Below are 18,702 nucleotides of genomic sequence, written 5' to 3'. Positions count from 1 at the left end.
CATCGATCATCTGTCAAGACGACGAGGCGCCGATCATGACCGAACAAGTCCTTCTGCAGACCGTCGACTCCCGCGGCGTCGCGCGGCTCACGATGAACCGCCCGGAGCTGCGGAACGCCTTCAACGAGGCGCTGATCGGCGCCGTCTGCGACGCCGTGGGCAGGCTCAACGCCGAGCCGAACGTGCGCGCCATCGTGCTCACGGGCGCGGGCGCGGCCTTTTCGGCCGGCGCCGACCTCAACATGATGCGCCGCGCGGCCGGCTACTCCGCCGTCGAGAACCGGGACGACGCGCGCCGGCTCGCCCACATGCTGCATGCGATCTACGCCTCGCCCAAGCCGACCATCGCGCTCGTGAACGGGCCGGCGATGGGCGGCGGCGTCGGGCTCGTCGCGGCCTGCGACATCGCAATCGCCGGCGAGGACGCCTTTTTCGCCCTCTCTGAGGTTCGCCTCGGGCTCGTCCCAGCGGTCATCTCGCCCTTCGTCGTGCAGGCGATCGGCGCGCGCCAGGCGCGGCGCTACTTCCTCACCGGCGAGCGCTTCGACGCCGAGACCGCGCGGCGCATCGGCCTCGTGCACATGGTCGCGATGAAAGCGCAGCTTGAAGCGAGCCTCGACGGCGTGATCGAGAATCTGCTCGCCTGCGGGCCGGGCGCCGTCGCCGAGGCGAAGGACCTCATCCGCGCGGTCAAGAGCCGTCCCATCACGGAGGCGGTGATGGAGGACACGGCCGAGCGCATCGCGCGCCTGCGCGCGAGCCCGGAAGGAAAGGAAGGCGTCAGCGCATTTCTGGAAAAGCGCAGGCCGAACTGGGTGAAGGCGTGAGCGCCGCTGTACGCATCCGCGAGTCGGAAGAGGCGGACCGGCCCGCCATCCGCGCGCTTGTCGCGGCCGCCTTCGGCCGCGAGGACGAGGCGCGCATCGTCGAAGCGCTGTGGGCGGACGACGCCATGGCGCTGGAGCTGGCGGCGACGATCGACGAGGCGCTCGTCGGCCATTGCGCCTTCAGCCGCGTCGCGCTCGAGCCGCCGCTCAAAGGCCCGGCGCTGGGCCTGGCGCCGCTCGCGGTCGCCCCGGCTCATCAGCGCAGGGGAATCGGCGCGGCGCTCGTCGAGACCGGGCTTGAGATTTGCCGCGCGCGCGGCGCGAGCCTCGTCGTCGTCCTCGGCGAGCCGGCCTATTACGCGCGCTTCGGCTTCGTTCCGGCCTCGCGTCTCAATATGCGCTGGGCCGCGCTCGACGCGGGCGAGGCGTTTCAGATTCTCGATTTCGCCGGTCTGCCGGCCTCGCCGGCCCGGCGCGTTCATTATCATCCAGCCTTTGAGGCGGCGTGAGCGGACAGATGTTCAAGAAAATCCTCATCGCCAATCGCGGAGAGATCGCCGTGCGCGTCGCGCGCACGGCGCGGCGGATGGGAATCGAAACGGTTGCGGTCTATTCGGATGCGGACAAAGCCGCGCCGCATGTCAGGGCCTGCGACGAGGCGGTCCATATCGGCCCGCCGGCGCCCGCCGAGAGCTATCTGAAGATCGGGCGCATCGTCGAGGCCGCGCGCGCGACCGGCGCCGAGGCGGTCCATCCCGGCTACGGGTTCCTGTCCGAAAACGCCGATTTCGCCGAGGCGCTCGAGGCGGCGGGCATCGTCTTCATCGGGCCCGGGCCCGCCTCGATCCGCGCCATGGGGTCGAAATCGGCGGCGAAGGATCTGATGCAGAAAGCCGGGGTGCCGGTCCTGCCGGGCTATCAGGGCGCGGATCAGTCGCCCGAGACCTTCCGGCGCGAGGCCCGGCGCGTCGGCTATCCGGTGCTCCTGAAGGCCGCGGCGGGCGGCGGCGGCAAGGGGATGCGCCTGGTCGAGCGCGAGGCCGATCTGGAAGACGCGCTCGCCTCGGCGAAGCGCGAGGCGAAATCCGCCTTCGGCGACGACCGCTTTCTGGTCGAGAAGTATCTCGTCCGTCCGCGTCATGTGGAGGTGCAGGTTTTCGGCGACAGGCGCGGGAACGTCGTCCATCTGTTCGAGCGCGACTGCTCCGCCCAGCGCCGCCACCAGAAGATCATCGAGGAGGCGCCGGCGCCGGGCCTGCCGGCCGCGGCGCGCGCGAAGCTGCTCGAAGCCGGCGTCAACGCGTCGCGCGCGGTCGATTATGTCGGGGCGGGCACGGTCGAGTTCCTTTACGATCCGGACTCGGACGGCGTCTATTTCATGGAAATGAACACCCGCCTGCAGGTCGAGCATCCCGTGACCGAGGCGATCACCGGCCTCGACCTCGTCGAATGGCAGTTTCGCGTCGCCGCCGGCGAACCCCTGCCGCTGAGGCAGGAGGAGATCGTCGAGCGCGGGCACGCTTTCGAAGCCCGTCTCTATGCGGAAAATCCAGATCAGAACTTCGCGCCTTCGATCGGAACCCTGACCCGGCTTTGCCTGCCGGAAAATCTCGCGCGCGTCGATTCCGGCGTCGAGGAGGGCATGGACGTCACGCCCTGGTACGATCCGATGATCGCCAAGATCGTCGCGCATGGCGATACGCGCGCGCAGGCGCTGGCGCGCCTCGGCGCCGCGCTTCGCGCCGTGCGCGTCGCCGGGCCGGAGACCAACGCGCGGTTTCTCCATGCGCTGTGTACGGATGAATGTTTCGCCGCCGGCGACGTCTCGACGCGGCTGATTGAGGAGCGGCGCGAGAGCCTGCTCGCCCGTCCGCCGCTCGACGCGCGCGTCCTCGCGGCGGCGCTGCTTCTGCGCCATCTCGAAGCGCGCCAGGGCGCCGGCCCGGACCCGTGGGAGCGTCTCACGGGCTTTCGGCTGAACAAGCCGGCGAAGGCCGCCTACTGGATCGACCTCGACGGCAAGCCGGCGCTCGCGCGGCTCCTCTATGACGGCGGCGAAGTGGACGTCGTGATCGAGCCCGACGCCGGCGCCGCGGCGCGCCGCGAAGGCGCGCCCGCGGGCGAGCCCGTTCGCTTCTCCTTCGCCGGCGAGCCGACCGCGCGCGGCGTCAGAATGACCGTAGACGGACGAACATTCGAGGCCGAGGCCGCCCCGCACGGCGCCGGGCTTCGGGTGTGGATCGGCGCGGATCATTGGGACGTTTCCTTCCCCGATCCGCTGATCGGCCTGGCGAGCCATCACTCGGCGGAAGGCTCGCTCGCCGCGCCCATGCCCGGCGTGGTCGCCATGCTCGCCGCCAAGCCGGGCGCGGCGGTCAAGGCCGGCGACACCCTGCTCGTCATGGAGGCGATGAAAATGGAGCACGCCGTCAAGGCGCCCGTCGACGGCGTCGTGAAGGCGTTCCGCTTCCGGCCCGGCGATCAGGTGAAGGAAGGCGACCTGCTGGTCGAGTTCGAAGAGGCGGAGTGATTTATAGTAGACTTTTCAGGTCTTCGTGATTTATTATAAGATTTGTGCATTTAAAATGAAAAGAATCAGATCAAGACGTCACTGCGATGCGATCCTCCTCTGGCGTTCATTATGTAGCGCTTGACCATGTTCGTGCAGCAGCCGCCTTCCTCGTGTTCGGGTGGCATTTCATACATGGCTATTCAGGCAATCCGGTTCCCTTTGAGGGGGCGCCTGCGCTTTTTCCTCTTGCTCTGCTTGATGAAGGGCATACAGGCGTAGCATTGTTTATGACATTAAGCGGGTTCTTGTTCGCAAAACTGCTCGACGGTAGAGGGATCAACTATAGAGAATTTCTTTTTAATAGAGCAATTCGCTTGTTGCCTCTATTGGTATTTGTTGTATCTATAATTGGTGTTAAGAAGGCGATTATAGGAGAGGATCTTGCCTACTACGCTCTACGCATATTTTACGGCATAATTAAAAATACGCTACCGAACGGGGGGTGGTCAATAACAGTAGAGTTTCACTTTTACGTACTACTTCCAGTTCTGCTGGCTTTGACTAGAAAAAATATAATATATGGGGCTTCTGTTATATTATCAGCTATAATTCTACGCGCTATTATATATGCAGTATATGGAGAAGTTCAAACTGCCGCTTATTGGTACATATTTGGTCGATTAGATCAGTTTATGCTTGGAATTATAGCCGCAAAATACCAATATTATGTGAAGGGCAAGCATGCTATAATGCTCTTTGCGTTTATTATTTTTAGTTCTTTTTACTGGGCGTTCGATGCGGGCGGCGGCTTTTATAAGTCGCCCGTTTATCCTTCTCCTAGCCCGTTGTGGATAGTGATGCCGACAATTGAAGGCGCATTTTACGCCCTGGCGATCTCTTGGTACGATGGATCGTTTTCGCCATCTCGAAAAGGGCTTTCGGGCTTTATCAGCAAGCTCGGCGAGTTCTCGTACTCGATATACTTGTTGCATTTCTTCTTTGTATTTTATGCTGCTGAATTTATACATAACAATATTATGGATATTTCGAACTTTTATATTGCAACGATATGGGCGTTGCTTCTATTTCCTCTAATGATCATTCCCGGCTTTTTAAGCTTCCACCTTATAGAACGACCGTTTCTGAAACTCCGAAAGTCGTATATCGTTCATAAGTCTCGATCTGAAGCGTGCGCATAGCGCTTGATCGACTAACAGCACTAGGGGCGTCATGACCGTCGCCTATCTCTATCGCTGGCGCGTCGCGCCCGGAAAGGAGCGCGCCTTCGAGGTCGCCTGGGCCGAGGGCACGCGGCTGATGCATGAGAAATGCGGCTCCTACGGCGCGCGGCTCCATCGCGACGCGGACGGGGTCTACTGGTCTTACGCGCTGTGGCCGGACGAGGAGACGCGCCGGCGCTGCGTGGAGGAAAGCGGCGTGATGAATCATGAAAGCTTCCGCCGCATGCGCGCGGCGGTGATCGACTATCTCGGCGAGACGGCGCTCGCCCCGCGCGTCGATCTGCTCGCGCCGCCCGCTCGGGACAGGATGAAGCCCGGCGCGGACTGATTCCGCGAGGAATCGTCCGCGCGCCGCCCTACCGTCGGCGGCGTACGCGGCGCTCGTCGCCGTCGCGGCGCACGTCGCGCAGGCCGCGCTGGACGTCGCGATAGAAGTCGATGAGCGCCATTTCGTCCGCATACGTCACGGCTGGGTAGGCGCCCTTGAGCGGCCGGCGCGGCATGTTCTGGTGCGCGGCGAGCATGAAGGTCCGCCAGATCTCGGCCGGCAGGGTTCCGCCCGTGACCCTGTCCATGGGCGTGTAGGAATCGTTGCCCACCCACACGCCGGCGACGAGCTGCGCCGTATAGCCGACGAACCAGGCGTCGCGCCAGTCGTTGGTGGTGCCGGTCTTGCCGGCGGCGGGGCGCGCGCCGAGGCTGGCCGCGCGACCCGTGCCCGAATGCATCACCTGATAGAGCAGATGCGTCATCTGCTCGGCGATTTCCGGCGCGATGACGCGCTCGGGCGGTTTATCCCTGTGCTGATAGACGACTTCGAGATTCTGGTCCTCGATGCGTTCGATGAAATAGGGCTCGGGACGCAGCCCGCCGCGCGCGAAGGGGATATAGGCGGCGGTGAGCTCGTCGAGCGTGACGTTGACGCCCCCGAGCGCGATCGAGGCGACGGGCTTGATGTCGGAGCGGATGCCGAGCCGGCGCGCGGCCTCGGCGACCTTCTCGCGCCCGGCGTACTCGCTCGCCTGCACGGCGATGGTGTTGACCGATTTCGCGACTGCTTCGGTGAGGCGCATCCGGCCCTGATGGCCTTCCGTATAGTTCTTCGGCCGCCAGCCGTCGACGTCGATGGGCTGATCGACGAAGGAGGACTCCGGCGTCAGCCCAGCCTCAAGCGCGGCGACGTACACGAACGGCTTGAAGGCCGAGCCCGGCTGGCGGCGCGCCTGCACCGCGCGGTTGAACTGGCTTTCGATATAGGAAAGCCCGCCCACCATGGCGCGGATCGCGCCGTTCACGTCATAGGCGATGAGGGCGGCTTGCTCGGCGCCCATCAGTTTCGTCTCCGTGCCGATGACCGCTTTCACCGCGGCCTGCGCGTCGCGCTGGAGCTTGGCGTCGAGCGTCGTCGTCACGATCAGGTCGCCGGGCCGACCGCCCGCGAGTTCGCGCGCGCGCGCCGCGACATAGTCGAAGAAATAGCCGATGTCGGCCTCGCCGTCCTTGTTGACGATGACAGGCGGATTGCGTCGCGCCTCGCGCGCCTCGAATTCGGTGATCGCGCCGGTCTCGCGCAGATTTTCGAGCACGACGTTGGCGCGGTTCTGCGCGCCGTACGGGTTCTGCGTGGGCGCAAGACTCGACGGCGCCTTGGGCAGGCCGGCGAGCATCACCGCCTCGGCGAGCGTCACGTTCTTCGCCGACTTGTCGAAATAGGTGCGCGCCGCGCTCTCGATCCCATAGGCGCCGGCGCCGAGATAGATGCGGTTGAGATAGAGCGAGAGGATCTCGTCCTTGGAAAGGCGGCCCTCCAGCCACAGCGCCAGCAGCGCCTCGCGCGCCTTGCGCGCATAGGTCTGCTCGAAGGACAGAAAGAGATTGCGCGCAAGCTGCTGGGTGATGGTCGAGCCGCCTTCGACGACCTCGCCCGAGCGCAGATTCGTCCACACCGCGCGCAGGGTTCCTTTAAGGTCGATCCCGCGATGCTCGTAGAAGCGGCGATCCTCCGTGGCCAGAAAAGCCTCGACGAGATAGTCCGGCAGGTCGGCGAGCGCGACGGCCGCACCGTAGCGCGCCCCGCGCGCGGCGAGCTCGCGCCCGTTGCGGTCGAGCAGCACGATCGAGGGCTGGCGGTTGACCGCCCACAGATCGGCGCCCGGTTCGGGCCGCGGCGCGACGAGAACGAAGGCGAGATAAAGCCCGCCGACGGCGCCGGCGAGCCCCAGCGAGACGCAGACGCTCGCCGCCTCCCGCGCGAGGGCCGGCCAGAAGGGCCGGCCGGCCGGCGGCCGCTTCCCCCGCCTTTCGCGGGACGCCCCCCGTTCCGCGGGCTTCGCCGCGGGGCGCAGGCGCAGGATCCGGGCGACGTCGCCGGCGAGGGCCCGCGCGCCGGCGGCGAGATCGGCGCCTGCTGCAGCAAAGGCGTCGCCGACCCGCCGCGCCGCGCCTGCAAGCGCGCGCCCGGCGCGGGCGAGGGGGCCCGTCCCGCCCGGCGCTGCGTCCTTTTTCTTCGCCTTCCGGTCCATGCGCGCGCGTCTTTCCGTCGGTCCCGCTGGCCGCGAAGCCGGCCTGCGTCGGCGGCCTTCGCCTAAGGCGTTAGCATGGCGGCGAAGCGGCCGAAACCGGGGAAAGATTATGACGCGGAAAGGGGGGAAGGATTTGGAAAGACGCTGCTCGTACGAAATACAGAAGCAATATCAATGGGTTAAGAATAGACAGAAAAGCGCCTTGAAACCTTCCCCCGCAGGCCGTCCTTGTCTGGCGAAGGTCCTGCTCGAAGCGGACGCTACGGCCGTTTTTTAAACAGAACGAACGCGCAGAAAGCTCGCTTGTCTTTCAGGGGCGCCTGGCGAAAGGCGTCGATCGCCGCTTCCACGCGTAAAATATCCTGCAGCGCTTCCGACTTCTCAAACCGCGCATACGGATCATAATCAGCCTGATGCCGCTTTTCCTGCATTTCTATAAATGTGTTGGAAAAATCCCTTATCTCTTTCGGGAAGTCATTGATCAAGCTGTCCTTGCAGGCGGACCGGGAAAAGCCATGCTCCAGAGCCCTATAGACCTGACGCCAGGCATGCTTGCTGCGGGTTTTCGCGTTTGTCCCGACCATATAGTCGGCGCAACTCTGGGCAAGACAATGAAATGCGGCGTAATAGGTGGTGCTTATGGCTCTGCGCAAATCGCTCTGCCGGGGCTTTCCCCGGCTGCGCGCAAGCTTCCTCGCCGTCTGCAGCAGGTCACGCGCCTGCACTGGCCAGCTCGGCGTCCGCTTTTGAAATGAAAGACAGAATAGGAAACGCCTCTTCGCCGGCTTCGCGCAGCTTCGGGCGCATATGCCGGACCAGGCTCGCCGCGCGTTGCGAGTCGAGCAGTCCCGTGGCGCTGTCGAACACAACCGTCACGCGCAGAATTCTCTCCCCTTCGAAATCTTCGTCTTCGTTTACAGAAACCGAAAGAATTCGCGCGTCGGGAAAGCGGTCTTTCACGACCTGTTCGACGATGTCCCTGATTTTGCCTTGCACGGCGTTCGTCCTTGCACGGGCGCGCATCCTGCAAACATATAAGATCGTCGCGCCTTTAATGAACACCTATCCTTTAGGCCTTTGATTGGCAAGGACCGCCCCTTACGTCCGGCGGCGTGTGACGCGGTCTTCGAGGTCCTCCGCGGCGACGTCCGCTTCGCTGGCGAGGTCGGGCGCGACGGCGACGCCGGCCCGGACGACGCTGCGGCGCGTTCCCGTCAGCAGCGGATGCCATTCGGGCAGGCCCTGTCCGCGGGCGAGGCGCCGATAGGCGCAGGTCTTCGGCATCCATTCGAGCGCGCCGGCGTTGTCGGGCGACAGGCGCACGCAGTCGCGCACTCGCGCGTGGCGGTTCATGTAATCCGTACACGTTCTTTTCTTCGCGTCGAACAGACGGCAGGCGACGTCGGTCTCCCATGTCTCGCCCGTCTCCTCGTCGCAGAGCAGGACGAGGCAGCACCTGCCGCAGCCGTCGCAGAGCGATTCCCACTCTTCGTCGGTCATCTCGGCGAGGGTCTTGGTCTCCCAGAAGGGGCGCGCGGCGTCGGCCATGCCCGCAGCATAGCCCGGCGGGCGGGCGCGATGAACCCGCGCGGCTGGCCTGACGCGCGCCGATGGGCTAGGAGCGCAGGCTGGCGAAGGAAAAGATCCGATGAAACAGCTTGTCGCGCGCATCCATCTCTGGGCGGGGCTCGTTCTCGGCCTGCAGGTCGTTCTCTGGACGGCCTCCGGCGTCGTCATGAGCTGGTTCCACATCGACGACGTGAAGGGCCTGCCGAACGTCCGCGCGGCGGCGCCGGCGCCGATCGAGGCGGCGGGCCTCATTCCCCTCGACGCGGCGATCGCAGCCGCGGCCGGCGCGGCCGGCGGCGCGGTCGAGGAGATCGCGCTGAAGACCTTTCTCGGCGCGCCGGTCTTCCTCGCGCGCGGGCCCGCGGGCGCCGTCATGATCGACGCGGCGAGCGGGCAGGTTCTCTCGCCCCTCGACGAAGCGCGCGCCCTCGCCGCCGCGCGGGCCGACTTCGCCGGCGCCGCGCCCGACGCGCAGGCCGAATGGCTCGAAGCCGCGCCGGTCGACTATCGCGGGGCGCTGCCGGTCTGGCGCGTCGCGATGGGCGACGAGGCCGGAACGCGCCTTTACGTCGATCCCGCCACGGGCGCGATTCTCGCCCGGCGCAACGACCTGTGGCGCTTCTACGATTTCTTCTGGATGCTGCACATCATGGATTACGAGGGGCGCACGGACTTCAACAATCCGTTGCTCAAGACCGCGGCGGCGGCGGGCCTCGTCTTCGCGCTGTCGGGCCTCGTGATGGTCGGGATGCGCCTGCGCACGGGGCGCTACGGGGCGGACGCGCGCCTCGCCGCGCGCGCGCTCAGGGGCGGACGCCGCGGCGCGGGGCGCCGCCGGGGCGTCTGACCGTCCGGGCCCGCCTTTTTTGCGCGATCCGCCGATTCGCGCTAGGCTCTTTCCGGCGTAAGAGAGGGGAGAGCGCGTATGATCCGCTGGCTGAAAATCATTCTCGTCATTTTCGTCGGGCTCAACGGCCTTTTTTATTTCGCGGCGAACATCGCCAACTGGGAGGTCGCCCGCGGCGCGGTCGGCGCGACGATCGCCATGGGCGAGCGGCCCTGGTATCCGGTCGCGCTCGTCCCCCCGCTCGAGGGAACGGCGGCGGCGACCGTCGCGCTCGTCGTCATTCTGACGGGCGAGCTTCTGGTCGGCGTGCTGTCGCTCGCCGGCGCATGGCGCCTGATCGGCGCCGCGGACAAGCCGGCGGAGGCTTTCAACGGCGCGAAGAGCCTCGCGATCGCCGGCTGCGCGATGGCGCTCGTCGTCTGGTTCGGCGGCTTCACGGCGATCGGCGGGGCGCTGTTCCAGATGTGGCAGACCGAGCTCGGCCAGGCCTCGCTCGGCGACGCGCACAAGTTCCTCGTCGGCAGCGGGATCGTGCTGTTGTGGCTTTCGATGCGGGATGAGTGAAGCCGGGCCGGGGGCCGGAGGCGTCTGCGCCGCGTCTGATGTTTTATGGGTCCGGGCCGTCGCCGGGATGAGCGGCGTTGGCCGCGCGCGTCGTCGGTTCGAGGAAAATACGTCCCGCGCTAAAGCGCCGAGATCCGATAGGCGCACCGCCGCGCGCCGGCGAGAAGATGCTCCTCGCGGACGACGGAAACGTCCGCGCCCAGAACGTCCCGGAACACGTCGAGTTCGTTCGCGCACAGGCGCGTGCAGACGCGCGCCGCCGAGCAGATGGGGCAGTGGTTCTCGACGAGCAGCCAGTCGCGCCCGTCGCGGCGCGCCTCGGCCATATAGCCTTCCTCCGCGCGCGCGGCGGCGAGCCGCTTCACGCGCTCGCCCAGACTCTTCGCCCCTTCGAGGCGCGCCCGATAGGCCGCGCGCTGATTGTCGCCGTGCCGCGCGATCACCTGCGACAGGCCCTCGGCGCCGAAGAGCCCTTCGAGCGAGCGGATGAGTCCGACCGCCAGACCCTGATGGGCGTCGGGAAAGAAGCGGTCGGCCGCTTCCGTCAGCGTCCAGACTTTCGTCGGCCGGCCGCGGCCCGAAGCGACCGGCGCGCAGCGCGCCAGCCCCTCCTTCTCCATCTCGTAAAGATGAAGCCGCACCGCCATGGGCGTCACGCCCAGCTCGGCGGCGAGCGCGGCCGAGGACTGGCCGCCATGGCGCTTGAGAAGGTCGAGAATGCGCCCGCGCGCCGCCCCGCCTTCGCCCGCCGGACGGGCGGGAAGACGGCGGGCGGCGGCGCTCTTGCGCCGGGCGGGCTTTTTCGCGGCGGCGGGCATGGGAAGTTTATAAAAGCTCTTGCTTTCGAAAACAAGCGCCATTAAAGAAAGAAAATCCTTTCTTAAATCATGCGCTGGAGGCCCCCATGTCCGCCGCTCTCACCCCCAGAATCGAGCACGCCAATCTCGTCGTCACGGCGATCGGGCCGACCCTGGACTTTCTCACGGCCGCCTTTCCCGAATGGCGCGTGCGCGGAGAGGGCCGCGACGCGTGGAAAGGCATGGCCCGGCGCTGGGTCCATGTCGGCGACGACGACTTTTACGTCACGCTCAACGATTTCGGCCGCGGCCGCCAGCGCGATCTCGACAGCGACGAGCCGGGCCTGGCGCATATCGGCTTCGTCGTCGACTCGATCGAGGACGTCGTCGCCCGGCTCGAAAAGGCCGGATACGAACCGAGCCATTGGGGGCCGGCGCACCCTTTCCGGCGCAACGTCTATTTCATCGACGAGGAAGGGCTGGAGTTCGAGTTCGTCGAATATCTGAGCGACGATCCGGCGGAGAAGAACCGCTATGTCTGAGGGCGCGCAAATGGCCGGTCATCTGCGCGCGGCCTTCGCCCGGCGCGGGGAAGATAGCGCCCGCGCGCGGGCGAGCCGGCGCGCCGCCCCGCCGGTCGCGGCGGTTCTGGGTTCGGCGCGAAGCGACGGCAACACCCGCGCGCTCGTCGACGCGGTGTTCCCGCGCGCGTCGGCGGCGCGCGTGATCGATCTCAACGATCTCGCGATCGGCCCCTACGACTACGCGCATCGTCACGAGGCGGATGATTTCCTGCCCCTCTTGCGCAGTCTCGCGCAGGCGCGCGCCGTCGTTTTCGCCACGCCGGTCTACTGGTATTCCATGAGCGGGCGGATGAAGACCTTCTTCGACCGCCTGACCGACGCGACCGGCCCCCATAAGCCTCTGGGCCGCGCCCTCGCCGGCAGGCGCGCCTTCGCGCTGGTCACGAGCGCGAGCGAGGAAGCCCCGCCGGGCTTCGAGACTCCCTTCGCCGAGACCGCGCGCTATTTCGCCATGCGCTGGGGCGGGATGCTGCATGTCCGCTTCGGCGAGGACCGCCGTCTCGCGCCCGAGGCGCAGGTCCGCGCGGCCGCTTTCGCCGACCGCATCGCCCGCGCGCTGCGGGAGGACGCGGCGTAAGGGGGCGGGCGACGAAAAGCCGAAAAAAAACCCCCGAAAAACCCGAAAAAAATTTTTCGCCGAGGCCGAAAATGGCGCCGATTCAACTTATTGGCGAATCGGCGGATCCTTGTTTTTCCTGAGAAATTTCCTCAAAGGTGGATAACTATTCACAAGTTATCCCCGCCTTTCGGCGCGCCCTTACGATGCGCGCCATGAGTGAAGAAACCGCCATCCGACCCGACCCCGCCCGCGCCCCCGAGATGGGGGCGCGGGGCCCCGCCGCCGATCCCGCCGCCCGCGCGCCGGTCTCGCCGCTGGCCGCGGCGCGCCGGCTCGCCGCGGCGGCCGACGAGGCGCTCGTCGCCGCGCTCCTGCGCAAGACGATGGGCTTTCTCGCCGTCGCCGCCGCGCACCGGGCCGGGCGGCTCGCGCGCGCGCAAGCCGCAGCGGACGGGAAGGCGGTCAAAACGGAGGACCGCGACGTCCGGCACATCAACACGCTGACGCTCGCGGCGCAAAGGTGCAAGGAGATGACCGATAAGCAGGCAGACAAATCCGCCGACATGCTCGATCCCGAATGGCGCCGGCGCGCCTTCGAGCTCATCGAGCAGGCCGAAAGCGAGCTGCGCGCCCTCGTCGAGGAAAAGCGCGCTCTTGAGAAAGCTGGCCCTGATAAGGCGCCTGGAGCCGGAAAGTGAAAAGGCGTTCTGGCCCCTTCTCGCCCGGCCCGACCAGCTTGCGCCCGAGGGCGACGGCTGGACGACCTGGCTCGTCCTGGGCGGGCGCGGGGCGGGCAAGACCCGCGCGGGGGCGGAGTGGATCCGCTCCCTCGCCGAAGGACCGTACCAGGACAATCCGCATTCGGCGCGCGCCATCGCGCTCGTGGCCGAATCCTACGCCGATGCGAGGGAGATCATGATCGAAGGACCTTCCGGCATTCTCGCGCTGTCGCATTCGGCCGACCGGCCGCGCTGGGAGCCTTCGCGCCGGCGCCTTCGCTGGGAGCGCACGGGCGCGGTCGCGCATTGCTTCTCGGCCGAAGACCCCGAGGGCCTGCGCGGTTTCCAGTTCGACGCGGCGTGGTCGGACGAGCTGTGCAAGTGGCGCTATCCGGAGGAGACCTGGTCGAACCTCCAGCTCGCCCTGCGCCTCGGGCGCCGGCCGCGCCAGGCGGTCACCACCACGCCGCGGCCCGTCGGGCTGCTCAAGCGGCTCATGGCGGCCGAGAGCACGGTCGTGGCGCGCGCCTCGACCTACGACAATCGCGACAATCTCGCGCCCGCCTTCTTCGACGAGGTGATCCGCGCCTATGAAGGTTCGGCCCTCGGCCGGCAGGAGCTCCTGGGCGAGCTCGTCGAGCATGTCGAGGGCGCCTTGTGGACCTGGTCCATGATCGAGGCCGCGCGCATCGCCGCCGCGCCCGGGATGGAGCGGGTCGTCGTCGCCGTCGATCCGCCGGCGAGCGCCGGTCCGGATGCGGACGAATGCGGAATCGTCGTCGCCGGCCGGGCGGGCGAGACGGCCTACGTGCTCGCCGATTACTCCGCGCGCGGGCTTTCCCCGCGCGGCTGGGCGGGGCGCGCGCTCGCCGCCTTCGAGGATTTCGACGCCGACCGGCTCGTCGTCGAGGTCAACCAGGGCGGCGACATGGCGAAGGCCGTGATCGCGCAGATCGATCCGGCCGCGCCGACGCGCGCGGTGCGCGCCATGCGCGGCAAGCGCCTGCGCGCCGAGCCCGTCGCCGCTCTCTACGAACAGGGGCGCGTGCGCCATGTCGGCGCTTTCCGCGCTCTCGAAGACCAGATGACGTCTTTCACGGGCGGGGCGGGCGCCAGCCCCGACCGCCTCGACGCCCTCGTCTGGGCGATCACGGATTTGATGCTCCGCCCGCGGCGCGCCGCGCCGGGCGTGAGGCGGATCGAATAGGAGAACGCTCGTGTCGAACGAAAAATTCCGCGCCGCAGGAGCCGCGCCATGCGCCTGAGCCTTGCTGATCCCTTTCGCGCGCTGCGGCCGCGCGCGGCCGAGAAGAAGGCGAGCGCCGCGAGGCCTCTCATCGCGCTCGCCGGGCCGCGCGCGCCGGTGTGGACGCCGCGCGATTACGCCTCGCTCGCGCGCGCCGGCTTCGAGCGCAACGTCGTCGCCTATCGCTGCGTGCGCCTCGTCGCCGAAGCCGCGGCGTCCGCGCCGCTGAAGATCGTCGAGGACGGCGCCGTCGCCTGCGATCACCCCCTGAAGGCGCTGCTCGAACGGCCGAACCCGGACCAATCGGGCGCGGAGCTGTTCGAGGCGCTCTACGGCTTCCTGCAGACGGCGGGCAACGCCTATCTCGAAGCGGCCTTTCTCGACGGCGCGGCGCGGGAGCTTTACGCGCTGCGCCCCGACCGGATGAAGGCGCGGCTGGGTCCGCGCGGCTGGCCCGACGCCTATGAGTATTCCGTCGGCGGGCGCAAGGTGCTGTTCCGCATGGACGAGGGCGCGATCGCGCCGATCCTGCATCTGAAGCTCTTTCATCCGACCAACGATCATTACGGGCTTTCCCCGCTCGAAGCGGCGGCCGCTCCGGTCGATCTGCACAACGCCGCGACCGCCTGGAACAAGGCGCTGCTCGACAACGCCGCGCGGCCCTCGGGCGCGCTCGTCTACAAGGGGCCGGAAGGCGCCGAAAGCCTCGCGCCCGAGCAGTTCGAGCGGCTCAAGGCCGAGCTCGCCGAGACCTACGCCGGACCCGCCGGCGCCGGTCGGCCGATCGTTCTCGACGGCGGGCTTGACTGGCGGCAGATGTCGCTGAGCCCCGCCGACATGGACTTCATGGAGGCGAAGAACGCCGCCGCGCGCGAGATTGCGCTCGCCTTCGGCGTGCCGCCGATGCTGCTCGGCATTCCCGGCGACAATACGTATTCGAACTATCGCGAGGCCAATCTCGCCTTCTGGAAGCAGACCGTGCTGCCGCTGGTGAAGAAGACCGCGGCCGCGCTCACGGGCTGGCTCGGCCGGGCCTTCGGCGCGCGCGTCGAGTGCGATCTCGCCGGGATCGAGGCGCTGGCGGCCGAACGCGACGCGCTGTGGGCGCGCGTCTCGGCGGCCGATTTCCTCGACGAGGACGAAAAGCGCGCCATGCTCGGCCTGGCGCCGCGCGCCGGCGGGGAGGCGGGCGATGTCTGAACGCAATGCGGAGCTCGGCGCGCGGCGCCGCGCGCCGGAAGTGCGCGTGACCATCGCGGTCGGCGCCGCGCTGGCCGCGCAGACCGGCCTCGCGCTCGTGTGGGCCGGCGCGGCGGCCGAGCGCCTCGCCCAGCTCGAACGCCGGGCCGAGGCCAATGTCGCGCTCGTCGAGCGCACCGCCCGGCTCGAAGAACAGACCCGCGCCATACGCGACAGCCTCGACCGGATCGAGGCGAAGATCGACAGAGCCTACAAGGAGAACCGGCCGTGAGCGGGAATCTCGTCGCCCGCATCGAGGGCTACGCCTCGATCTTCGGCGCGCCGGACATGAACGGCGACGTCGTCGCGCCCGGCGCCTTTCGCGCCCGCCGGTCGGCGCCCGAGATCCGCTTTCTTTATCAGCATGCGGCGGAAATCCCCATCGGGCGCTGGCTGTCCTTCACGGAGGACGCGCGCGGGCTCTATGCGGTCGGCGAGCTCATTCTCGGCTCCGAGACCGCGCGCGAGGCCTACGCGCTCGTCGCGGGCGGCGGCCTCGACGGGCTCTCCATCGGCTTTCAGACCGTGCGCGCGCGCCGCGAAAAGGGCGGGCGCGTCATTCTCGAGGCCGACCTTTGGGAGGTCTCGCTCGTCACCTTCCCGATGGCGCCTGGCGCGCGCGTGACGCGCCTCGGGCCCCCGGAAAAGCCGGCGCCGCCTGCGGACGCCCTCGCCGAAAGCCTGCGCGAGGCGACGCGCCTCTTCGCAGCCTGACCATCAGTACAGACAGTAAAGGAGCAGCATATGACCATCGAAACCAAAGCCGGCGCCGCCGCCCCGGCCTCGCCGGAGATCCGCGCGGCCATGACGGAGTTCCTGCGCGCCTTCGAGACCTTCAAGCGCAACAACGACCGGCGCCTTTCCGCGCTTGAGAAAGGCGTGCGCGACGATGTCGTGCTCAGGGAGAAGATCGCCCGCATCGACCGGGCGCTCGACGAGCAGAAGGCCGCGCTCGACCGGCTCGCCCTCGCGGCGAAGCGTCCGGCCAAGGGCGAGGCCGCGCCCGCCGCGGACGGGCGCAAGGCGGCTTTCGCCCGCTATGTGCGCGCCGGCGACGCGAGCGCGCTGCACGCCCTTGAAGCGAAAGCCGTGACAATCGGCGACGATCCGGATGCGGGCTATCTCGCGCCCGAGCCGGTGGAGCGGCTCATCATGGCGGCGGTCAGGAACGTCTCGCCCTTCCGCCGGATCGCCAGCGTCCGCGAAATCGGCGCCAGCGTGTTCAAGAAACCGGTCAGCCTCGGCGGCGCGGCGGCGGGCTGGGTCGGCGAGACCGCGGCGCGGCCCGAAACGACGGCGCCGACCCTCTCTTCGGTCGATTTTCCGACCATGGAGCTTTACGCCATGCCGGCCGCGAGCCAGGCGCTGCTCGACGACGCGGTCGTCGATATCGAACAGTGGCTCGCCGACGAGGTGCAGGGCGAGTTCGCCGCGCAGGAAAGCGACGCCTTCGTCAACGGCGACGGGATCGCGCGCCCGAAGGGCCTTCTGTCCTACGCGAGCGCGCCGGAGGCGAGTCGCGGGCCGGACGAGATCGGCTATATCGCGACCGGCGTCGACGGCGCCTTTCCCGCCGCGGACCCGGCCGACGTGCTGCTCGATCTCGTTTACGCGCCCAAGCAGGCCTTCCGCGCGAACGGCCGCTTCATCATGAACCGCTCGACGCTGAGCGCGGTGCGGAAGTTCAAGAACGCCGAGGGCGACTATCTCTGGCAGCCTTCGGCCGAAGCCGGCGCGCCCTCGCGGCTGCTCGGCTATCCGGTCACGGAGGTCGAAGAGATGCCGGCGATCGGCGCGGGCAGCTTCTCGATCGCCTTCGGCGACTTCGCCCGGGGCTATCTCATCGTCGACCGCCAGGGCGTCAGAATCCTGCGCGATCCGTATACGGCGAAACCGTTCGTGCTGTTCTACACCACGAAACGGGTCGGCGGCGGCGTGCAGAATTTCGACGCGGTGAAGCTGTTGAAGTTCGCCGTTTCGTGACCGCGTCGGCGGGCGCCGCCCGCTCCCCTCTCCCGCGGAGCGGGGGAGGGGAATCGGGCCGGCGCGCCGGAATCTGCATGCGAAAGATCACAGGGAGCGTTGCGTCATGTCCCTTGAACTCATCATCCCGCCGGCGGAAGAGCCGGTCAGTCTCGACGAGGCGAAAGCGCATCTGCGCGTGACTCACGGCGAGGAAGACGGCCTCATCGCCGTCTATCTCATGGCCGCCCGCCGCGCGATCGAGACGCGCGCGGGCCTCGCCGTCCTCGCCCAGACCTGGCGGCTCGCGCTCGACCGTCCGCCGGGCGCGCCCTTCGCGCTGCCGCGCGGGCCGGTCTCGGCGGTCGCGGCGGTCGAGATCGCGATGCGCGACGGTTCGGCGAGCCCGGTTTCGCCCGATCTTTACGACGTCGAGACCGGACTCGGCGCGCGCCTCGCCCCGCGCGGGCCGTGGCCGCATACGGATCGCCTGATCGGCGGGGTGCGGATCGAGTTCGCCGCCGGCTGGCCGGACGCGGACGCGGTTCCCGAGGAGATCAAACACGCGATCCGGCTGCTCGCGGCGCATTTCTACGAGCACCGCGAGGCGGTGGCGACCGAGCGCGTCGCAGCCCTGCCGCAGGCGGTCGAGGCCCTCGTCGCGCCCTACCGGGGAGCGCGGCTGTGACCGGATCCCTGAACCAGCTCATCGAGCTGCTCGCCCCGGCGCGCGTTCCCGACGCAGCGGGCGGGGCGAGCGAGGCCTGGACCGTCTACGCCACGGCCTGGGCCGCGGTCGAGCGGCTCGCCGCCGCGCGCGAAGGAACGGGGCCCCGCGAGGCCTTTCGCCGGCGCGCCGCGGCGACGATCCGTGCAAGGAATGACGTGGCGCTCGGCCATCGCGCGCGCATCGGCGGGGACGACTACGACATCGTCTCCATCGAAAGCGACGCGCGCCAGTCCCGCCTCGTTCTCGTCTGCGAGGAGGCCGCGTCATGACCGCGCGCGCCTGGGCGTTGCAGAAGGCGGTCTTCGCCGCGCTCGCCGCCGACGCGGGCGTCAAGGACGCGCTCGGCGATCCGCCGCGCATCCATGACGAGCCGCCGCGCAACGCGGTTTTTCCCTACGCCGTGCTGGGCGAGGGGCGCGTCGCGCCGCTCGCCGGCCATGACGGGGCGTTCGTCCACGAAATCCGCATCCTGATCGTCTCGCGTCACGGCGGGCGGCGCGAGGTCAAGCGCGCGCTCGACGCGCTGGTCGGCGCGCTCGACGGGGCGGATTTTCCAGTGGAGGGCGCGCGGCTCGTCTCGGTCGCGTTTTCCGGCGCGGACGTCCCCCGCCGGCGCGGCGCCGAGCCGTTCGAAGGCGCGGCGCGCTTTCGCGTCGTCACGGAGGCCGCATGACGACCGGCGCGCGCGGCGAGCGGCCCGTTCCCCTCTCTTGCTTGCGGGAGAGGGGAGAAGCAGGAGCGCTTTTCCGCTCCCCGCTCTCCATTCCCCATTCGCTATTCGCCA

Annotated in this window: 23 protein-coding genes; 18 read left to right on the top strand and 5 right to left on the bottom strand. The window is 68.1% G+C overall.

Annotation, left to right across the window (positions count from 1 at the left end; translation table 11 throughout):
• Nucleotides 1–35: 35 nt before the first annotated feature.
• The 5 genes from CHB64_RS00440 to CHB64_RS00420 all read left to right on the top strand — a co-directional run bounded on the left by CHB64_RS00440 (nucleotide 36) and on the right by CHB64_RS00420 (nucleotide 4,908).
• Nucleotides 36–827: an enoyl-CoA hydratase/isomerase family protein gene (locus tag CHB64_RS00440; RefSeq protein ID WP_089411402.1), complete on the top strand. Its 792-nt coding sequence runs from the start codon at nucleotides 36–38 to the stop codon at nucleotides 825–827.
• On the top strand, nucleotides 824–1,336 hold the full coding sequence (locus tag CHB64_RS00435; RefSeq protein ID WP_159462350.1) for a GNAT family N-acetyltransferase: 513 nt from the start codon (nucleotides 824–826) through the stop codon (nucleotides 1,334–1,336). The genes CHB64_RS00440 and CHB64_RS00435 overlap by 4 nt, the downstream gene beginning before the upstream one ends.
• 8 nt (nucleotides 1,337–1,344) lie before the next feature.
• A complete protein-coding gene (locus tag CHB64_RS00430) occupies nucleotides 1,345–3,357 on the top strand; it encodes an acetyl/propionyl/methylcrotonyl-CoA carboxylase subunit alpha (RefSeq protein WP_089410627.1) in 2,013 nt (670 codons plus the stop codon).
• An 86-nt stretch (nucleotides 3,358–3,443) separates the two neighbouring features.
• Nucleotides 3,444–4,538 carry an acyltransferase family protein gene (locus CHB64_RS00425; RefSeq protein ID WP_089410626.1) on the top strand — a complete coding sequence of 365 codons (1,095 nt, stop codon included), beginning with the start codon at nucleotides 3,444–3,446 and terminating at the stop codon, nucleotides 4,536–4,538.
• Between the two features lie 31 nt (nucleotides 4,539–4,569).
• Nucleotides 4,570–4,908 (top strand): antibiotic biosynthesis monooxygenase family protein, encoded by a 339-nt coding sequence (locus CHB64_RS00420; protein ID WP_089410625.1) that lies wholly within the window; start codon nucleotides 4,570–4,572, stop codon nucleotides 4,906–4,908.
• Nucleotides 4,909–4,936: 28 nt separating this feature from the next.
• Here the strand turns inward: CHB64_RS00420 and CHB64_RS00415 are convergent, their stop codons facing one another.
• From CHB64_RS00415 to CHB64_RS00400, 4 genes are all read right to left on the bottom strand, one after another.
• Entirely contained in the window at nucleotides 4,937–7,102 is a 2,166-nt protein-coding gene (locus CHB64_RS00415) for a transglycosylase domain-containing protein (protein WP_089410624.1), read from the bottom strand.
• Between the two features lie 260 nt (nucleotides 7,103–7,362).
• The gene (locus CHB64_RS00410) at nucleotides 7,363–7,827 is read right to left on the bottom strand and encodes a hypothetical protein (protein WP_200815184.1); all 465 of its coding nucleotides are present in this window, start codon (nucleotides 7,825–7,827) and stop codon (nucleotides 7,363–7,365) included.
• Nucleotides 7,814–8,098 (bottom strand): hypothetical protein, encoded by a 285-nt coding sequence (locus CHB64_RS00405; RefSeq protein ID WP_089410623.1) that lies wholly within the window; start codon nucleotides 8,096–8,098, stop codon nucleotides 7,814–7,816. Before CHB64_RS00405 ends, CHB64_RS00410 begins: the two co-directional genes overlap by 14 nt.
• A 102-nt stretch (nucleotides 8,099–8,200) precedes the next feature.
• Nucleotides 8,201–8,650: a YcgN family cysteine cluster protein gene (locus CHB64_RS00400; RefSeq protein ID WP_089410622.1), complete on the bottom strand. Its 450-nt coding sequence runs from the start codon at nucleotides 8,648–8,650 to the stop codon at nucleotides 8,201–8,203.
• Between the two features lie 100 nt (nucleotides 8,651–8,750).
• Between CHB64_RS00400 and CHB64_RS00395 the strand changes: the two genes are divergently transcribed.
• Complete coding sequence (locus CHB64_RS00395) at nucleotides 8,751–9,518, top strand: PepSY domain-containing protein (protein WP_089410621.1); 768 nt, start codon at nucleotides 8,751–8,753, stop codon at nucleotides 9,516–9,518.
• Nucleotides 9,519–9,596: 78 nt separating this feature from the next.
• Nucleotides 9,597–10,082, top strand: coding sequence for a DUF2165 family protein (locus tag CHB64_RS00390; protein WP_089410620.1), 486 nt, complete (start codon nucleotides 9,597–9,599; stop codon nucleotides 10,080–10,082).
• A gap of 119 nt (nucleotides 10,083–10,201) precedes the next feature.
• Here CHB64_RS00390 and CHB64_RS00385 read toward each other — a convergent pair whose 3' ends face one another.
• Nucleotides 10,202–10,942: a helix-turn-helix transcriptional regulator gene (locus CHB64_RS00385; protein ID WP_200815183.1), complete on the bottom strand. Its 741-nt coding sequence runs from the start codon at nucleotides 10,940–10,942 to the stop codon at nucleotides 10,202–10,204.
• A gap of 44 nt (nucleotides 10,943–10,986) precedes the next feature.
• Between CHB64_RS00385 and CHB64_RS00380 the strand changes: the two genes are divergently transcribed.
• The 11 genes from CHB64_RS00380 to CHB64_RS00330 all read left to right on the top strand — a co-directional run bounded on the left by CHB64_RS00380 (nucleotide 10,987) and on the right by CHB64_RS00330 (nucleotide 18,591).
• A complete protein-coding gene (locus tag CHB64_RS00380; RefSeq protein ID WP_089410619.1) occupies nucleotides 10,987–11,421 on the top strand; it encodes a VOC family protein in 435 nt (144 codons plus the stop codon).
• Between the two features lie 10 nt (nucleotides 11,422–11,431).
• Nucleotides 11,432–12,040, top strand: a complete 609-nt coding sequence (locus CHB64_RS00375) for a flavodoxin family protein (protein ID WP_159462349.1) — start codon at nucleotides 11,432–11,434, stop codon at nucleotides 12,038–12,040.
• Between the two features lie 194 nt (nucleotides 12,041–12,234).
• Nucleotides 12,235–12,720: a hypothetical protein gene (locus CHB64_RS00370; protein ID WP_143265903.1), complete on the top strand. Its 486-nt coding sequence runs from the start codon at nucleotides 12,235–12,237 to the stop codon at nucleotides 12,718–12,720.
• Nucleotides 12,677–13,948, top strand: a complete 1,272-nt coding sequence (locus CHB64_RS00365) for a DNA-packaging protein (RefSeq protein WP_089410616.1) — start codon at nucleotides 12,677–12,679, stop codon at nucleotides 13,946–13,948. Before CHB64_RS00370 ends, CHB64_RS00365 begins: the two co-directional genes overlap by 44 nt.
• A gap of 48 nt (nucleotides 13,949–13,996) precedes the next feature.
• Nucleotides 13,997–15,187: a phage portal protein gene (locus CHB64_RS00360; protein WP_089410615.1), complete on the top strand. Its 1,191-nt coding sequence runs from the start codon at nucleotides 13,997–13,999 to the stop codon at nucleotides 15,185–15,187.
• Nucleotides 15,180–15,458, top strand: a complete 279-nt coding sequence (locus CHB64_RS00355) for a hypothetical protein (protein ID WP_200815182.1) — start codon at nucleotides 15,180–15,182, stop codon at nucleotides 15,456–15,458. Before CHB64_RS00360 ends, CHB64_RS00355 begins: the two co-directional genes overlap by 8 nt.
• Nucleotides 15,455–15,940 carry an HK97 family phage prohead protease gene (locus tag CHB64_RS00350; RefSeq protein WP_234993289.1) on the top strand — a complete coding sequence of 162 codons (486 nt, stop codon included), beginning with the start codon at nucleotides 15,455–15,457 and terminating at the stop codon, nucleotides 15,938–15,940. The genes CHB64_RS00355 and CHB64_RS00350 overlap by 4 nt, the downstream gene beginning before the upstream one ends.
• A 30-nt stretch (nucleotides 15,941–15,970) precedes the next feature.
• On the top strand, nucleotides 15,971–17,209 hold the full coding sequence (locus CHB64_RS00345) for a phage major capsid protein (RefSeq protein ID WP_089410614.1): 1,239 nt from the start codon (nucleotides 15,971–15,973) through the stop codon (nucleotides 17,207–17,209).
• A 106-nt stretch (nucleotides 17,210–17,315) separates the two neighbouring features.
• Nucleotides 17,316–17,876, top strand: a complete 561-nt coding sequence (locus CHB64_RS00340) for a head-tail connector protein (protein ID WP_089410613.1) — start codon at nucleotides 17,316–17,318, stop codon at nucleotides 17,874–17,876.
• Nucleotides 17,873–18,187 carry a phage head closure protein gene (locus CHB64_RS00335; RefSeq protein ID WP_089410612.1) on the top strand — a complete coding sequence of 105 codons (315 nt, stop codon included), beginning with the start codon at nucleotides 17,873–17,875 and terminating at the stop codon, nucleotides 18,185–18,187. Before CHB64_RS00340 ends, CHB64_RS00335 begins: the two co-directional genes overlap by 4 nt.
• Nucleotides 18,184–18,591: a DUF3168 domain-containing protein gene (locus tag CHB64_RS00330; RefSeq protein ID WP_089410611.1), complete on the top strand. Its 408-nt coding sequence runs from the start codon at nucleotides 18,184–18,186 to the stop codon at nucleotides 18,589–18,591. The genes CHB64_RS00335 and CHB64_RS00330 overlap by 4 nt, the downstream gene beginning before the upstream one ends.
• The last annotated feature ends 111 nt before the right edge of the window (nucleotides 18,592–18,702 follow it).

The organism is Amphiplicatus metriothermophilus (genome assembly GCF_900199215.1).
GTDB classification, from domain to species: domain Bacteria; phylum Pseudomonadota; class Alphaproteobacteria; order Caulobacterales; family Parvularculaceae; genus Amphiplicatus; species Amphiplicatus metriothermophilus.
Note: the sequence above shows the minus strand (reverse complement) of the source record. Positions and strands in the feature narration are given on the sequence as shown.

Excerpts from the sequence above, each read along its gene's own strand:
- CHB64_RS00440 (WP_089411402.1), top strand. The coding sequence starts at position 36 with ATGACCGAACAAGTCCTTCTGCAGACCGTCGACTCCCGCGGCGTCGCG.
- CHB64_RS00430 (WP_089410627.1), top strand. The coding sequence starts at position 1,345 with ATGTTCAAGAAAATCCTCATCGCCAATCGCGGAGAGATCGCCGTGCGC.
- CHB64_RS00425 (WP_089410626.1), top strand. The coding sequence starts at position 3,444 with ATGCGATCCTCCTCTGGCGTTCATTATGTAGCGCTTGACCATGTTCGT.
- CHB64_RS00420 (WP_089410625.1), top strand. The coding sequence starts at position 4,570 with ATGACCGTCGCCTATCTCTATCGCTGGCGCGTCGCGCCCGGAAAGGAG.
- CHB64_RS00415 (WP_089410624.1), bottom strand. The coding sequence starts at position 7,102 with ATGGACCGGAAGGCGAAGAAAAAGGACGCAGCGCCGGGCGGGACGGGC.
- CHB64_RS00400 (WP_089410622.1), bottom strand. The coding sequence starts at position 8,650 with ATGGCCGACGCCGCGCGCCCCTTCTGGGAGACCAAGACCCTCGCCGAG.
- CHB64_RS00395 (WP_089410621.1), top strand. The coding sequence starts at position 8,751 with ATGAAACAGCTTGTCGCGCGCATCCATCTCTGGGCGGGGCTCGTTCTC.
- CHB64_RS00390 (WP_089410620.1), top strand. The coding sequence starts at position 9,597 with ATGATCCGCTGGCTGAAAATCATTCTCGTCATTTTCGTCGGGCTCAAC.
- CHB64_RS00385 (WP_200815183.1), bottom strand. The coding sequence starts at position 10,942 with ATGGCGCTTGTTTTCGAAAGCAAGAGCTTTTATAAACTTCCCATGCCC.
- CHB64_RS00380 (WP_089410619.1), top strand. The coding sequence starts at position 10,987 with ATGTCCGCCGCTCTCACCCCCAGAATCGAGCACGCCAATCTCGTCGTC.
- CHB64_RS00375 (WP_159462349.1), top strand. The coding sequence starts at position 11,432 with ATGGCCGGTCATCTGCGCGCGGCCTTCGCCCGGCGCGGGGAAGATAGC.
- CHB64_RS00370 (WP_143265903.1), top strand. The coding sequence starts at position 12,235 with ATGAGTGAAGAAACCGCCATCCGACCCGACCCCGCCCGCGCCCCCGAG.
- CHB64_RS00360 (WP_089410615.1), top strand. The coding sequence starts at position 13,997 with ATGCGCCTGAGCCTTGCTGATCCCTTTCGCGCGCTGCGGCCGCGCGCG.
- CHB64_RS00355 (WP_200815182.1), top strand. The coding sequence starts at position 15,180 with ATGTCTGAACGCAATGCGGAGCTCGGCGCGCGGCGCCGCGCGCCGGAA.
- CHB64_RS00345 (WP_089410614.1), top strand. The coding sequence starts at position 15,971 with ATGACCATCGAAACCAAAGCCGGCGCCGCCGCCCCGGCCTCGCCGGAG.
- CHB64_RS00340 (WP_089410613.1), top strand. The coding sequence starts at position 17,316 with ATGTCCCTTGAACTCATCATCCCGCCGGCGGAAGAGCCGGTCAGTCTC.
- CHB64_RS00330 (WP_089410611.1), top strand. The coding sequence starts at position 18,184 with ATGACCGCGCGCGCCTGGGCGTTGCAGAAGGCGGTCTTCGCCGCGCTC.